The sequence below is a fragment of the Aliihoeflea sp. 40Bstr573 genome, from assembly GCF_024105655.1.
Lineage (GTDB): Bacteria > Pseudomonadota > Alphaproteobacteria > Rhizobiales > Rhizobiaceae > Aliihoeflea.
The window spans coordinates 119,383-132,293 of sequence record NZ_JAAAMH010000009.1; the positions used below are offsets into that span (position 1 = coordinate 119,383).

A 12,911-nucleotide genomic window follows, 5' to 3' on the forward strand; every position below is an offset into this window, starting at 1 on the left:
CGCGGCCCTTTGGCATGTCTGCTTGGATTCTAGAAGCTGGCGGAGCCGCGCCCGGCGCCCGTGCCGATCGGCGTGCCGCCCACGACGCCGGTGACGAGCTGCTGGATGAAGCCCGTGTCGCTGCCGGCTGTCGGCGTTGTCCGCGAAATGAAGTCGAAGACCCGGCCATCCTGAAGACCGTAATTGGCGATGTTCGACACGCGGCCGTCGTCGCCGAAATAGATTGCCAGAATCCTGCGGTCGACGACGCGCGGGTTCTGGAAGGCGACGTTGCGAACGGCGGTTTGGGAGATGTAGTAGAAGGTCTCGTTATCGAAGGTGGCCGTCGTCGTCGGCGTCCCGAGTGCCAGAAGAACCTGCTCGCGGCTCGACCCGACCGGCACAAGTTCGAGCATCTGCTCGTCGATGACATAGCCTTGCTGGAAGGTTTGGCGCGGGTTGAGATCGTCCGACACCGAGGAGCAGCCGGCAGCGCCGCCTGCAAGCATGGCAGCCAGACCCGATACGACCAGCCGTGCACGGCTCTTGAAATTCCGTCCTTGCAACGACAACTCCATGACTTGGTTAAGCGCGCCTTGCGCCTGCGGGCAAAAGCGGTAAACCAGCTTGCGCGCCGATGCAACACGATGCGTTGCCGTACGCACCGAAACCGCCAGAAGGAGCCCTTCGGGAATGTTCAAGCGACTGTTCGGCGGACGCCGGGATGAGAACGCGGCCATCGTCGATAGGATTTATGGACAGATCGTGGCGGCGGCGCGCCAGCCGGTGTTCTATGCCGAATGGAATGTGCCCGACACGCCGCTTGGCCGCTACGAGATGATGGCGCTGCACATGTTCCTTTTTCTCCACCGTACCCGCCGCGAGGACGGCGCCATTCAAGACGTCGCGCAGGACGTGACAGACGAGTTCTTCAAGGATGTCGACCATTCGCTGCGGGAACTCGGCATCGGCGATGTCGGCGTGCCGAAGCGCATGAAGAAGCTTGCTAAGATGTTCTACGGCCGGGCCGATTCCTACGGCAAGGCGGTCGAGGCAGAGGATCGCGAGGCGCTGGCGCAGGCACTCTATCGCAACGTCTTCCCGGGTGGCACAAATTGGCACGAAGCCCAGGCGATGGCCGATTATGTACTCGCCTCTGCGCGCGATCTTGCCGCGCAGCCGGTGGCGGGCTTGACGGCCGGCGAGGTCTCCTTCCTCGTGGCGGAGCGCACCCGGTCGATCGGGGGAGCGGCAGCATGAGCGTGGAAAAGAGCCCCGTTACTTTCGATGCCAGCATTTTGCGTCTGCCCTCCAAGGGCATGCCGGTGCGTATCGAGGCAGACGAGACGCAGCGCCGGCAACTGGCCGACGCACATCATCTCGTGGAAGTCAGATCGTTCCGGGCGGACCTGATGGTTGAAAACTGGAAGCGCGATGGCGTGAAGGTTACAGGGCAGGTCAGGGCGTCGATCGTTCAGTCCTGCATCGCTTCGCTTGAACCGATCGACGCCGAAGTCGACGAGGAAATTCACGCGCTGTTCGTACCCGAAGGCTCGAAGCTGATCCGGCCGGACTCGTTCGAGGGCGGCGAGATGATTCTCGACGCCGAGGGAGAGGACGGACCGGAGCCGTTTTCCGGCGAGACGATCGATGTCGGCCAACTCGCCGAGGAGTTCTTTGCGCTGGGCATCGACCCCTATCCGCGCAAGGTCGAAGCCGCCCCTGTCACCGCGCCCGACAATGACGCCGCCGAGCGGGGACCGCTCTACGAGCAGTTGAAGGCGCTGAAGCGCGACGGCTGACGATGCCGCGCCTCCACATCACCGGGCCGGCCGGCGCGGGAACGACGACGCTGGGAGCAGCCCTTGGCGCGGCGTTGAGCATCCGGCACCTGGACACGGACACCTTCTTCTGGCTGCCGACCGATCCGCCTTTCACCGATATCCGGCCGATCGCGATCAGACAGGAACTGCTCGCGGGTGCTATGGCGGATGCCGGTTCGTGGGTTCTGTCCGGATCGGCAATGGGGTGGGGAGACGGGCTCCTGCTTGACCTCGATGTGGTGATCTATCTCTACGTGCCGCCCGAAATCCGCCTTCCCCGGCTGATCGCACGCGAACGTGCCCGCTACGGCGAAGCGATCGCGCCGGGCGGAAGGATGCACGGGCAGCACGTCGAATTCATCTCGTGGGCCCGCGGCTACGATAACGAAACGCATGCGGGACGCAGTCGCCGCAAGCATGAAGCCTGGATTGCCACGCTGGGCTGTCCCGTCCTCCGGTTGGAAGGCACCAAGCCGTGGCCGCCCTTGTTGAAGACGTGCGTGCAACCGTGACACTCGGGGGCTAGCCGTGCATAAGGCAGTTGTTTGCCGGGATGAAACCGCTATTTTCGCCGCACTTTGCTGAAATGCCGCCCCTGAAGGGCCAACGAAAGACGATTGCCGCGTGATACGCATTTCCATCGACGCCATGGGGGGAGACCATGGTCCTTCGACGACGCTGCCGGGTCTGGCACGCGTAGCCGAGCGACGCCCCGATGCACGGTTCCTGATATTTGGCCGCGAGGACGAGGTACGTCCGATCCTCGCCAGATTGCCAAAGCTGGAGGCCGTTTCCGAGTTTCACCATTGCGAGATTTCGGTCCGCATGGACGACAAGCCTAGCCAGGCGCTGCGCCAGGGCCGCTGGAAGTCTTCGATGTGGAAATCGATCGAGGCCGTGAAGAACGGCGACGCGGACGTGTGCATCTCGGCCGGCAATACCGGCGCGCTGATGGCGATGTCGAAGTTCTGCCTGCGCACCATGGCGAGCATCGAGCGCCCGGCCATCGCCGCCATCTGGCCGACGGTGCGCGGCGAAAGTGTCGTGCTCGATGTCGGCGCCACGATCGGAGCAGACGCGCACCAGTTGATCGACTTCGCGATCCTGGGTTCTGCGATGGCGCGCGCGCTGTTCGACATCGAGCGCCCCTCCGTCGGCCTCCTCAATGTCGGCGTTGAGGAGGTGAAGGGCCAGGAAGAGGTCAAGGAGGCTGGCCGCATCCTGCGCGAGGTCGGGCTGAAGTCGATCGACTATCATGGCTTCGTGGAAGGCGACGATCTCGGCAAGGGCACGGTCGACGTGGTGGTGACGGAAGGCTTTGCGGGCAACATTGCGCTGAAGACGGCGGAAGGCACCGCCAAACAGATCGCGCAGTATCTGCGGGAGGCGATGTCGCGCAGCTTCCTGTCGAAGATGGGCTATGTGCTCGCCAAAGGCGCGTTCGATTTCCTGCGCGAGAAGATGGACGTGCGCAAGATCAATGGGGGCGTGTTCCTCGGGCTGAACGGCATCGTGGTGAAAAGCCATGGCGGGACGGATGACGAGGGCTTCGCGGCCGCCGTCGAACTCGGCTACGACATGGCCAAGGGCAAGCTTCGCGAACGCATCGAAGCCGAGCTCCAGCAATTCCATGGGCGCCTGCGCCCACGCGGCGGCGACGACGACATGGTCGTGGCGGCAGGAAAGTGAGATAAAGAGAATGATCAGATCGGTCGTGCGCTCGGTCGGCAAATCCCTGCCGCGCCGCGTAATGAAGAATACGGATTTCGAGGGCGTGCTGGAAACGTCCGACGCCTGGATCGTCCAACGGACGGGCATCACGCAGCGCTACATCGCGGGTGAGGACGAGACAACGGCCTCGCTCGGCGAGGCGGCGGCGCGCGCGGCGCTCGATGCGGCAGGCCTAACGGTCGAAGATATCGATCTGATCGTGCTCGCGACGTCCACCCCGAACAATACCTTCCCGGCGACGGCGGTCGAGATCCAGGAACGGCTCGGCATGCGCCACGGCTTTGCCTTCGACATGCAAGCTGTGTGCTCGGGCTTCGTCTATGCCGTCAACACGGCCGACTTGCATATCCGCGGCGGCATGGCTAAGCGCGTCATCGTCATCGGCTCCGAAACCTTTTCGCGCATCCTCGACTGGCAGGACCGCACGACCTGCGTTCTCTTCGGCGACGGCGCGGGTGCGGTGATCCTCGAGGCGGCGGAAGGCGAGGGGACCATCGCCGATCGCGGCATCCTCGCCGCGAGCCTGCGCTCGGACGGCTCGCATCGCGAGAAGCTCTATGTCGACGGCGGCCCGTCCACGACCGGCACCGTCGGGTATCTGCGCATGGAAGGCCGTGAGGTCTTCAAGCACGCGGTCGGCATGATCACTGACGTGGTCGAGTCGGTCTTCGCGCAGGCCGGCATTACGGCCGACGACCTCGACTGGTTCGTCCCGCATCAGGCAAACAAGCGCATCATCGACGCATCGGCGAAGAAGCTCGGCATCGCTGAGGATAAGGTGATCATCACCGTAGACCGGCACGGCAACACATCGGCCGCCTCGGTGCCGCTGGCGCTTTGCGAAGGCGTCGATACGGGCCGCATCAAGAAGGGCGACCTCGTCCTTCTGGAAGCCATGGGCGGCGGGTTCACCTGGGGCGCGGTGCTCGTGCGCTGGTAGGATCACACTTGCCCCGAGATAAACCAAGCGAGGTCAATGGGTTCTTGACCTCGACACCCCAATTTCCTAACGTCGCCACTGCTTGAAAATTCTCCTGCATTTTTGAGAGTGGTTGGACGGCCGATGGGGGGAAAGACTTTAACGCGTGCCGATCTCGCTGAGACTGTCTATCGGCAGGTCGGGCTTTCGCGAACTGAATCTGCGCAACTCGTCGAGATGGTGCTCGACGAAATCTGCGACGCCATCGTGCGGGGGGAAATGGTGAAGCTCTCCTCCTTCGCGACCTTCCAGGTCCGTTCGAAGAACGAGCGCGTCGGCCGCAATCCCAAGACCGGCGAGGAAGTGCCGATCCTCCCGCGTCGGGTGATGACGTTCAAGGCGTCGAACGTCCTCAAGCAGCGCATCCTCGACAATCACCGCGCCGCTTCGGACCCCGTCAAGGAAGCCAAGCTCGCCAAGGGCTGAACTCGGCAACCCAGCAAGGTCAAATTCGGGGGGGCAAGACCTCCGCGCACTTGAATATGTGTGACTAAGGGATTGTAATACTGGCGAATCGCGAGGCCTGAAAGCGAGCAAGCCATGGAAAAGTCTCCCGACGCATTCCGCACCATCAGCGAGGTCGCCGACGATCTCGATCTGCCGCAGCACGTTCTGCGCTTTTGGGAAACGCGCTTTTCACAGATCAAACCGATGAAGCGCGGCGGCGGCCGCCGTTACTACCGTCCACAGGACGTGGAACTGATCAAGGGCATCCGCCACATGCTCTACGACCAGGGCTACACGATCAAGGGCGTGCAGAAACTCCTGCGCGACAACGGCAATCAGTTCGTCATCGCCATCGGCAACGGCGATCTTGCCGCCGTCGAGGCGATTGCGCAGCGCAAGCAGCAGGAGGCGGAAGCCGCCAATACGAGCCCGGATGCCGACGGCGACGAGGAAATCATTCTCGGCCAGCCAAAGGCCAAGCCTGCCAGGCGCTTCTTCGGCTTGGCGCGCGGCGAGGAGGACGGTCCTGTAGCCCCGGACGACGAGCGCCTGTCGCGTGATAACCGCGCTTTGCTTCAGGAGGCGCTGTTCGACCTTCTGGAATGCAAGCGCCTGCTCGACCAGGTGCGCTGAAGCTCGCAGGCTGAGTGGAACCAAGCCCTTGCGCCACCGTTTGAAGAGCAAACACGTGGCGAATGGAAGGGACCACCCATGTCATATTCGATCTTCGGCGGCCGTCGTTCTTGGGATGACGATCTCGAACGACGCATCGCCCATCTAAACAAGGAACTATCCTTGCTTACGCGCCAGGCCCGCCGTCGCGGCTCGCACTTCTACGATGACACGCTCGAAACCGCTTCGCACGCCTATGACGATATCGCCGAGCGCATTCACGACTGGATGCCGGTGGTGCGCAAGCAAGCGCGATATGCCGAGCAGACCGCGCGCGACCATCCCGCGCTCGTTCTCGCCGGCCTTGCTGTCGTCGGACTGGCAGCCGCAGCGCTCCTGCGGCGGTAAACGGGTCCGGAAAGAAACTGCATAAAGGGCTGGCTTCGCCGGCCCTTTTTCGTGTGAGATATTCGTCAATGGGGCGGAAATGGCGGACGCTGATTTTCGAGATCGGCCGGAAATACCTTCCCGCGCCTGCGGTCACGCAATCACGCGCCGAAGGAATATGAGAATCTGAGGGGAAGGGAAAATGGTCGGAGCGGCGGGATTCGAACCCACGACCCCTTGACCCCCAGATTGAGAAATCTGCTTTGAACAAGCCGCCTCTTCTTTCATTGAGCGGATAACCGCTTGAATTCACTGTATGCCAGCCTTAACGTCTTTCACGTAAGCGCCAGCTTCTTTCCGATTTGGTGCTTATTATGTGCTTATTTTCCTGCGCGAAGCGGGAATGGCAGGAAGGCCGGGGGTTGGCGACGACATGGCGATGATCACGAAGAAGGCGGTCGAGACCGCGCCCATAACGGGGTCGAGCTACTTCCTATGGGATGCCGGCGACGGGGCGGTTAAGGGCTTCGGATGCAACATCACCGCGCAGGGGAAGCGCACCTTTGTCGCGCAATTCCGCATCGGCTCCGGCCGCAGCGCGAAATCTAAGCGCGTCACCATCGGCCCCTTTGGAACGTGGACCGTGGACAAGGCGCGTGATCGTGCCAGATCGCTAATCCGCGAGGGTCAGACGGGCGTTGATCGCAAGGCGGACGAGGATGCGGCTCGTCGGGCCGCAACAGCGGCCCGCGCGGCCGAGGCACAAGAACGGCGACTTGCTCGCGATCTGCGCATCGATCGGCTCGCCGCCCGCTTCTTGCGGGACCATGTGCGGATCAAGAGGAAAGCGAGCACCGACGATTTCTATCGCCACATCATCGTCAGATACATATTCCCCACTTTCAAAAAGCGAGACGCGCGGGAGATCAAGCGCGCCGAGGTCGCGCGGCTTCATGTCTCGCTAGCTGATCGTCCTGCTACAGCAAATCGCGTCCTGTCGGTCCTTTCCGCGATATACGGCTATGCAGAAAGCATCGATCTCTTGCCGGAGAACATCCGCCGGCCGACCTATAAGGTTGAGAAATACGCGGAGCAGGGGAAAGATCGCTTCCTGTCTGTTGCGGAGCTTGAGCGCCTTGGCGCGGCCATCAGGCAGGCCGAGACGGTCGGCATCGCTTGGGAGCCAAACCCCACCGGGAAGACCAAACACGCGCCCAAAGCGGAAAACCGGGTCACCCGGATCGATCCCGATGCCGCGGCCGCGCTTCGGCTGCTGATCTTCACAGGAGCGCGGCTCCGCGAAATTCTCAATCTAGAATGGGCCTTCGTTGATCTTGAGCGGGGGCTTCTGCGCCTGCGGGACAGCAAGACCGGCCCCAAGACGATCATCCTCAACGCGCCGGCTCGCGCCGTCCTCGCCGGTCTGCATAGGCGGAGCAAGTTCGTATTTCCCGGCGAAAGCCGGGACGGATCGGCGCAGCCGCGCACCGACCTGAAACGGCCGTGGAAGCTCGTCTGCAAAGCCGCCGGCCTTGAAGGGGTCCGCATCCACGACCTTCGCCACTCCTTCGCAAGCGTGGGGGCAGGCGAGGGCCACGGCCTCATCATTGTCGGCAAGCTGCTGGGCCATACGCAGGCATCTACCACCGAGCGCTATGCGCATCTGGACGCCGATCCGCTGCGCAAGGCGTCCGACGCCATCGCGACCAAGATCGCGCAGGCAATGGGCGAGGAAGCAGCACAGGAAAGCGCAGCAATTATTCCTTTCCGGCAGGGGGCGTAGATGCCGACGAAAGAACGTGCTGCCCGCAAAACCCGATCGGAACAGATGCCATCCCCTTCGGTGGCGCTGCGTGCGCCGCGTTCAGACTACGAAAGTGCTGCGGGGGCATGGGAGATCGATACGATCATAGACCGGATGTTGGAGCGCGGCATCTATCGTTACGTGGCTCCGCCGAAAGCTGTTCGATGGCATGTGCGAAACGCAGTGCTCAACGCCGACATCGCGGCACGTTCTGTCTACAGGCACCGAGACACAAGCGCAGAACGCGAGCAAGAAGTCGCCGCGTGGCGCGAGGCGATCGCGGCTCTCGAAAAGTATGCTGTCAACCTCAATGCCGAGGATGCTCAAGTCAATCAAATGCGGACGGCTATCCGCGATCGGCTCGATGGTCTCGCAGCACGACCTCCGACGCAGACACGCGATTTCTTTGCGGATCATTTCATCGGCGAAATGGCGCTCCTGTGGGACACGATCGCATCAGTAGGGATTGAACGGCCGTATGGAGTTCTCTTTGAAGAGCTTGTTACAGCCGCATGGATCGACGGTCGCTGCCCTGGATGGGATGATGACGATCGGTCACGCCTGCAAGCCCGATTGTCGAAACGCATTGCCGCAAAAAGGAAGGTTTGGTCATCCGATCATAGGGGCAAGTAGGAATTCCGGAAGGGGAAAGAAATCGCCAATCTCCGGGCCATGCTGAAAGACCAGCAAGGCAAGGAGAAGGCTCATGGCGACCACGAAATCGAAGCCCGTTGACCTTGAGGCGATTAAGAGCCTCGACAACCTGACCACCGAGGAAGCCGCCGCCTATTGTCGGCAGTCCCGTTCGACCTTTGAGAAGCTTCGGCACTTCGGAGGCGGACCTTGCTTCATCCGCCTCTCGGCGCGGGCGATCATCTACCGTCGCACGGACCTCGACGCATGGCTCGCGGCGAAGGCCCGCAATTCTACGAGTGACTACGCAGGGCAGGCCGCGTAGTGCGGCCCGCCTTTCACCACATCGGTCGCGTCTTGGCCGCGCTCATCGTCATCGGCGCAATCGCTTGGCTCTCGGGCCTCGACGGGCGCGACAGCGACTTTCTTCTTTTGGGAGGCGCGCCGTGAGCAATTCGAACGCGCCATGGTTTCGCCTTCGCGGCGATCGGTGGAAGGCCGATACCCGCGGGCTGAATTCAGCGGAGAAGGGCATTTACATCGACCTGCTGGTCGAAATGCACGATCGGGAAGAGCCTCTTTCGGACGTTTGGCTTGAGCAGGTCCGCAGCCTGACGCGGGTGCGGGCGAAGACCTTCTACGACGCGATCGATCGGATCGTCGTCCTCGGGCTTTTCGCTCGGATCGATGGCGGCCTTTGGTGCGATTTCATGGCCGGGGAGATCGAGCAGCGCGGCAAGCGATCGGCACATGCGCGTCAAAACTCGGAGAAATCTCGTCAAAAGTCAGTACAAAGTTTGGAAATTCAGCGGAAAAAAACGCAAGAAAATCAAACAGGGGCGTCTGCTATAGAGACCGAGACGAAGACGTATAAGGGAGCGCCTACAGGCGCTCCCAAAGATACGGACACGCTCGGCATAAAGGAAGCAGACGCAGGTACCGAGCAGGCCTCGGCTTACGCCGGCCTGCCCGGCCTGTCGGACGACTTCGAGCCTGATCACGTTCCTTCCGAACCCGATATTTCCAGTATGCCTTCGCGCTTGTCGGTCATCCCTGCGGCCGTCGAAACCGATGATCTCTTGGATGACGATCACGACGACCTTCTCGAAGACTTGGAAAGGAGGGCGCGATATGTCGCGTGACGATCAGCTTGAGCTTTTCGCCGATCGGCCGGAACTGACGGTCGTTCCGCAGGCGGCACGTCCCAAGCGGCAGTCCGCCGCGCGCGGCGAGCGGTCGACAAAGTCGGCTTCGGTCTTCATCTTCCCCCTGGCCGCGCACGAAAACGTGGAGAAAGTTGCAGCTTTGATGCGCGGCTCGCGAAACACGACAGATCGGGACGCGATCCTCAAACAGCACCTGCGGCGCGTGTCCGATATGCGTGTCAACGCAGGCCTGGCCCCGCATCTTGTGAAGGCAGACGTAGCATCGTATCGCGCCGCGATCTGGCGCGCCTACTGGTCGCCGCCTTTGGAGGGCGCGCGATGAAAGTCCTCATCCCCACCATCCCCGCGCGCGGCGTTTGCCGCAGCGCCGCAGTCGCGCCGCAGAGCGCGTCAGGAGCCTGACGTGGCAACCCTTACTTCAACACTGATTGTCCGCCTGCTCGACAAAGTGACGGGGCCGGCAACGAAAGTCGCTGGCTCGATCGCCGGCATCAACACCGCCGCAAACCAGAGTGGTGGCGCGCAGGCTCGCATACAGTCGGCATTGGCCCGCAATGACGCGGCGCTTGATCAGACGCGCATGAAGCTGATTGACGCCGCGGCCGGGTTCTATCTTCTGGATCGCACTGTCGGCCGCGCGATCCGCGCCTCGATCGCCTTTGAGGAAGCCTTCGCAGACGTGGCGAAGGTGGTCGATCTCGACCCGGCCGGGCTGGAAGCTCTCGAAAAGGCGATCCTCGACATTTCTGCGCGGACGCCGATGGCGGCGGAAGAGATCGCCGCCCTCATGGCGGCGGCTGCGCAATCCGGCGTCGCCTCCGAAAACCTCGCCGGGTTCACCGAACAGGTCGTCAAGATGGGCGTCGCCTGGGACGTGGCCGGCGGCACGGCTGGCGAGGCTCTGGCAAAAATCCAGACCGCAACCGGAATGTCGCAGGAAGAGCTTTTCGCCTTCGGTGACGCGATCAACCACGTCAGCAACAACATGGCGGCGACGGCTCCCGATCTTGTCGACTATAGCCGGCGGACGCTCGCGCTCGGCAAGGTCGCAGGCTTCACGGAAGAGGAAACTCTTGCGCTTGGCGCTGCGATGATCGCTTCGGGCGCGCAGTCGGACGTTGCGGCGACCAGCTTCAATGCGGTGTCCCGCGCGCTTACGCGCGGCGCGTCGGCCACCAAGCGGCAGTCGGCGGCGATGGCGAAGCTGGGCCTCGATGCCGAGGACGTTGCCAAGCGGATGCAAATGGATGCCCTCGGCACGGTGACCGATGTGCTTGCGCGCATCCGCGAACTGCCGGCCGAAATGCGGTCGTCGCTGACGTCCGACTTGTTCGGCGACGAAGCGCGGGCCATTGGCCCGCTGCTCGCCAATCTGGACCTCCTGGCATCGTCGTATGCCCTTGTCGGCGACGAAGCGGCCTATGCGGGATCAGTGCAGAAGGAATTCGACGCCCGATCCGCGACCACCAAGGGCGCGCTCGATCGCCTGCGGAACGCGCTGAACGCCGTGTCGATCTCGATCGGCGACGCCCTCACGCCCGCCCTTGCTCGGGTCGCAGAGACGCTTGATCCCATTGCGGGAAAGATGGCAAAGCTCGCCGGGGAGTTTCCCGGCGTCACCCAGGCAGTCGTCGGCGCGACGGCGGGGCTGATCGCCTTCCGTGTCGCGGCGATCGGGTTGCAGTTCGTCGGGCTCAATCTTCGCGGGGCGATGCTTTCGGTCTCGCTCGCGATCGCCAAGGTCGGCGGCGCGGCCTTCGGGGCCGCTCGAAACGCTGTCGCCCTGCAATCGAGCCTCGCGGCCATGGCAGGTCTCCCGTTCGGCAATCTGGCGAAAGCCCGCGTGGCGATCGGCGGCATCGCCCGCGCGGTTCCCGGCATTGCCCTTCTTTCGGGGGCCGCGCAGGGCATCGCTGTCGCAGTGGGTGCGCTTACGGCCCCCGCGTGGGGCGCGGTGGCCCTCGGCATCGGAGCGGTTGCGTTGGCCGGCGCGGCCATCTGGAAGTATTGGGACCGGCTGTCCTCGATCTTCTCGGGCGTCGGCCGCGCAATCTCGGAGAACTTCGCGCCGGCGATCGAGGCGATCCGGCCGGCGCTTGATGCCCTGGCTCCGGTCGCACAGTCGATCGGGACCGCCTTTGGCACCATTCGCGACACGATCGCCTCGGCGATCGGCTCGATCTCGGGATTGTTCGAACGCGAAATCCTGACGGCCGAGGGGAAGGCCTCCTTCGAGAACGCCGGCTATCAGGCCATGAACGCCTTGCTTGCCGGATTGAAGGCCGCGGCCGGGGCCGTCCTCGAATACGTCTCTTCCCTCGGCGCGCAGATCGCCGCGAAGATCAAGAGCGCAGTCACCGGCGCGCTTGGCCGGGTCGGGTCATTGTTCGGGCTTGGCGGGGGCGACACGAAGGGGACTGTGATCGACGGTGCGCGGGCGCGTGGCGGGCTGGTGCGCAGCGGTGGCACCTATCTCGTCGGCGAGGAAGGCCCCGAGCTTCGAACGGACCTCGGCAACGGCCGGATCATCCCGCACCGGCAGACGATGGACCTCTTGCGGGGCGGCGGGTCGGTCGGGTCGGGTGGCGGCGCTTCGGGCAGCGGCGCAGTCGGCGTTCGGGACATCACCATCCACGTCCACGGCACCATCGATGCGAACGCGGTTGCCGATTTGGTAATGCGCAGGATCGATGAAGAAATGAAGTCGGACCTGCGCGAAGTTCACGCAAGTTGGTGAGGGGGGCGACGATGCAGCGTTTCGATCTCAATTCCACCATCGACCGCAACGGCGTTCAAATTCGCACCGTCTTCTTGCGGGAGCCAAAGGCGAAGGATCGCAAAGCGCTGGCTCGGGCGTTCGCCGGCATCCAGCCGGCGGACGATGCTGCGCAGGGCCGCGACATGGCCGTGACGATGGTCGCGCGGCTCTGCGATCTGCCGCCCGCCGCAGTCCGCTCCATGGCGATCGGAGACTTCCGGCGTATCACGGAAGCTGCGATCGCCGCCCTGAACGCGGGGAGGCCGTAGGTGGAAGCTCGGAAGACGCCTTGCACCACGGCTGACCTGCTTCGTATCGCGCTTCGCGTGGATGAGTTGCAGCGCGAACTCGCCGCTCTGCTGGGCAAAGCCGAGGCGAGCGCCGAGCCTTGGCCTCCGCACCCGTCGCAGATTGATTTGAAAGATGGGTCGTGGCTGCGCATCAAAGAGGCTGCGGATGAGACGGGGATGAGCGAAAGCACCATCCGCCGCCTCCGATACGCCAAGGGCGTCCGCGTCGGATCGACATGGTTCATCAATCGCGATCGGCTGCTCGCAAGCTGACGAATTTGCCCAGTTTTGCGTAATCGGCC

The 12,911-nt window shown here is 63.2% G+C and carries 17 protein-coding genes; 16 read left to right on the top strand and 1 reads right to left on the bottom strand.

Going from position 1 to position 12,911, the window contains the following annotated elements:
* Positions 1–29: 29 nt before the first annotated feature.
* Positions 30–557 carry an outer membrane protein assembly factor BamE gene (locus GTK01_RS13030; protein ID WP_252926405.1) on the bottom strand — a complete coding sequence of 176 codons (528 nt, stop codon included), beginning with the start codon at positions 555–557 and terminating at the stop codon, positions 30–32.
* 115 nt (positions 558–672) lie between these two features.
* Between GTK01_RS13030 and GTK01_RS13035 the strand changes: the two genes are divergently transcribed.
* The 16 genes from GTK01_RS13035 (at position 673) to GTK01_RS13110 (ending at position 12,882) form a co-directional block, all read left to right on the top strand.
* Positions 673–1,239, top strand: a complete 567-nt coding sequence (locus GTK01_RS13035; RefSeq protein ID WP_252926318.1) for a ubiquinol-cytochrome C chaperone family protein — start codon at positions 673–675, stop codon at positions 1,237–1,239.
* Entirely contained in the window at positions 1,236–1,781 is a 546-nt protein-coding gene (locus tag GTK01_RS13040) for a DUF177 domain-containing protein (RefSeq protein WP_252926319.1), read from the top strand. The genes GTK01_RS13035 and GTK01_RS13040 overlap by 4 nt, the downstream gene beginning before the upstream one ends.
* Before the next feature lie 2 nt (positions 1,782–1,783).
* A complete protein-coding gene (locus GTK01_RS13045; RefSeq protein WP_252926320.1) occupies positions 1,784–2,314 on the top strand; it encodes a hypothetical protein in 531 nt (176 codons plus the stop codon).
* Between the two features lie 112 nt (positions 2,315–2,426).
* A complete protein-coding gene (gene plsX / locus GTK01_RS13050; protein ID WP_252926321.1) occupies positions 2,427–3,491 on the top strand; it encodes a phosphate acyltransferase PlsX in 1,065 nt (354 codons plus the stop codon).
* A 10-nt stretch (positions 3,492–3,501) separates the two neighbouring features.
* Entirely contained in the window at positions 3,502–4,473 is a 972-nt protein-coding gene (locus GTK01_RS13055; protein WP_252926322.1) for a beta-ketoacyl-ACP synthase III, read from the top strand.
* A gap of 123 nt (positions 4,474–4,596) precedes the next feature.
* Positions 4,597–4,938 (top strand): integration host factor subunit alpha, encoded by a 342-nt coding sequence (locus GTK01_RS13060; protein WP_252926323.1) that lies wholly within the window; start codon positions 4,597–4,599, stop codon positions 4,936–4,938.
* 114 nt (positions 4,939–5,052) lie between these two features.
* Entirely contained in the window at positions 5,053–5,592 is a 540-nt protein-coding gene (locus GTK01_RS13065) for a MerR family transcriptional regulator (RefSeq protein WP_252926324.1), read from the top strand.
* A 162-nt stretch (positions 5,593–5,754) separates the two neighbouring features.
* On the top strand, positions 5,755–5,979 hold the full coding sequence (locus GTK01_RS13070; RefSeq protein ID WP_252926325.1) for a hypothetical protein: 225 nt from the start codon (positions 5,755–5,757) through the stop codon (positions 5,977–5,979).
* Between the two features lie 382 nt (positions 5,980–6,361).
* Positions 6,362–7,741, top strand: coding sequence for a site-specific integrase (locus GTK01_RS13075; protein WP_252926326.1), 1,380 nt, complete (start codon positions 6,362–6,364; stop codon positions 7,739–7,741).
* Positions 7,742–8,395, top strand: coding sequence for a hypothetical protein (locus GTK01_RS13080; RefSeq protein ID WP_252926327.1), 654 nt, complete (start codon positions 7,742–7,744; stop codon positions 8,393–8,395).
* A gap of 73 nt (positions 8,396–8,468) precedes the next feature.
* Entirely contained in the window at positions 8,469–8,720 is a 252-nt protein-coding gene (locus GTK01_RS13085) for an AlpA family transcriptional regulator (protein WP_252926328.1), read from the top strand.
* 121 nt (positions 8,721–8,841) lie between these two features.
* The gene (locus GTK01_RS13090) at positions 8,842–9,537 is read left to right on the top strand and encodes a DUF1376 domain-containing protein (protein ID WP_252926329.1); all 696 of its coding nucleotides are present in this window, start codon (positions 8,842–8,844) and stop codon (positions 9,535–9,537) included.
* Positions 9,527–9,883 (top strand): DUF6074 family protein, encoded by a 357-nt coding sequence (locus GTK01_RS13095; protein WP_252926330.1) that lies wholly within the window; start codon positions 9,527–9,529, stop codon positions 9,881–9,883. The genes GTK01_RS13090 and GTK01_RS13095 overlap by 11 nt, the downstream gene beginning before the upstream one ends.
* 81 nt (positions 9,884–9,964) lie before the next feature.
* Complete coding sequence (locus tag GTK01_RS13100) at positions 9,965–12,298, top strand: phage tail tape measure protein (RefSeq protein ID WP_252926331.1); 2,334 nt, start codon at positions 9,965–9,967, stop codon at positions 12,296–12,298.
* Between the two features lie 11 nt (positions 12,299–12,309).
* Positions 12,310–12,588, top strand: a complete 279-nt coding sequence (locus GTK01_RS13105; protein WP_252926332.1) for a phage tail assembly protein — start codon at positions 12,310–12,312, stop codon at positions 12,586–12,588.
* A gap of 57 nt (positions 12,589–12,645) precedes the next feature.
* Positions 12,646–12,882: a helix-turn-helix domain-containing protein gene (locus GTK01_RS13110; RefSeq protein ID WP_252926333.1), complete on the top strand. Its 237-nt coding sequence runs from the start codon at positions 12,646–12,648 to the stop codon at positions 12,880–12,882.
* The last annotated feature ends 29 nt before the right edge of the window (positions 12,883–12,911 follow it).

Excerpts from the sequence above, each read along its gene's own strand:
- GTK01_RS13030 (WP_252926405.1), bottom strand. The coding sequence starts at position 557 with ATGGAGTTGTCGTTGCAAGGACGGAATTTCAAGAGCCGTGCACGGCTG.
- GTK01_RS13035 (WP_252926318.1), top strand. The coding sequence starts at position 673 with ATGTTCAAGCGACTGTTCGGCGGACGCCGGGATGAGAACGCGGCCATC.
- GTK01_RS13040 (WP_252926319.1), top strand. The coding sequence starts at position 1,236 with ATGAGCGTGGAAAAGAGCCCCGTTACTTTCGATGCCAGCATTTTGCGT.
- GTK01_RS13045 (WP_252926320.1), top strand. The coding sequence starts at position 1,784 with ATGCCGCGCCTCCACATCACCGGGCCGGCCGGCGCGGGAACGACGACG.
- GTK01_RS13055 (WP_252926322.1), top strand. The coding sequence starts at position 3,502 with ATGATCAGATCGGTCGTGCGCTCGGTCGGCAAATCCCTGCCGCGCCGC.
- GTK01_RS13060 (WP_252926323.1), top strand. The coding sequence starts at position 4,597 with ATGGGGGGAAAGACTTTAACGCGTGCCGATCTCGCTGAGACTGTCTAT.
- GTK01_RS13065 (WP_252926324.1), top strand. The coding sequence starts at position 5,053 with ATGGAAAAGTCTCCCGACGCATTCCGCACCATCAGCGAGGTCGCCGAC.
- GTK01_RS13075 (WP_252926326.1), top strand. The coding sequence starts at position 6,362 with ATGGCAGGAAGGCCGGGGGTTGGCGACGACATGGCGATGATCACGAAG.
- GTK01_RS13080 (WP_252926327.1), top strand. The coding sequence starts at position 7,742 with ATGCCGACGAAAGAACGTGCTGCCCGCAAAACCCGATCGGAACAGATG.
- GTK01_RS13085 (WP_252926328.1), top strand. The coding sequence starts at position 8,469 with ATGGCGACCACGAAATCGAAGCCCGTTGACCTTGAGGCGATTAAGAGC.
- GTK01_RS13095 (WP_252926330.1), top strand. The coding sequence starts at position 9,527 with ATGTCGCGTGACGATCAGCTTGAGCTTTTCGCCGATCGGCCGGAACTG.
- GTK01_RS13105 (WP_252926332.1), top strand. The coding sequence starts at position 12,310 with ATGCAGCGTTTCGATCTCAATTCCACCATCGACCGCAACGGCGTTCAA.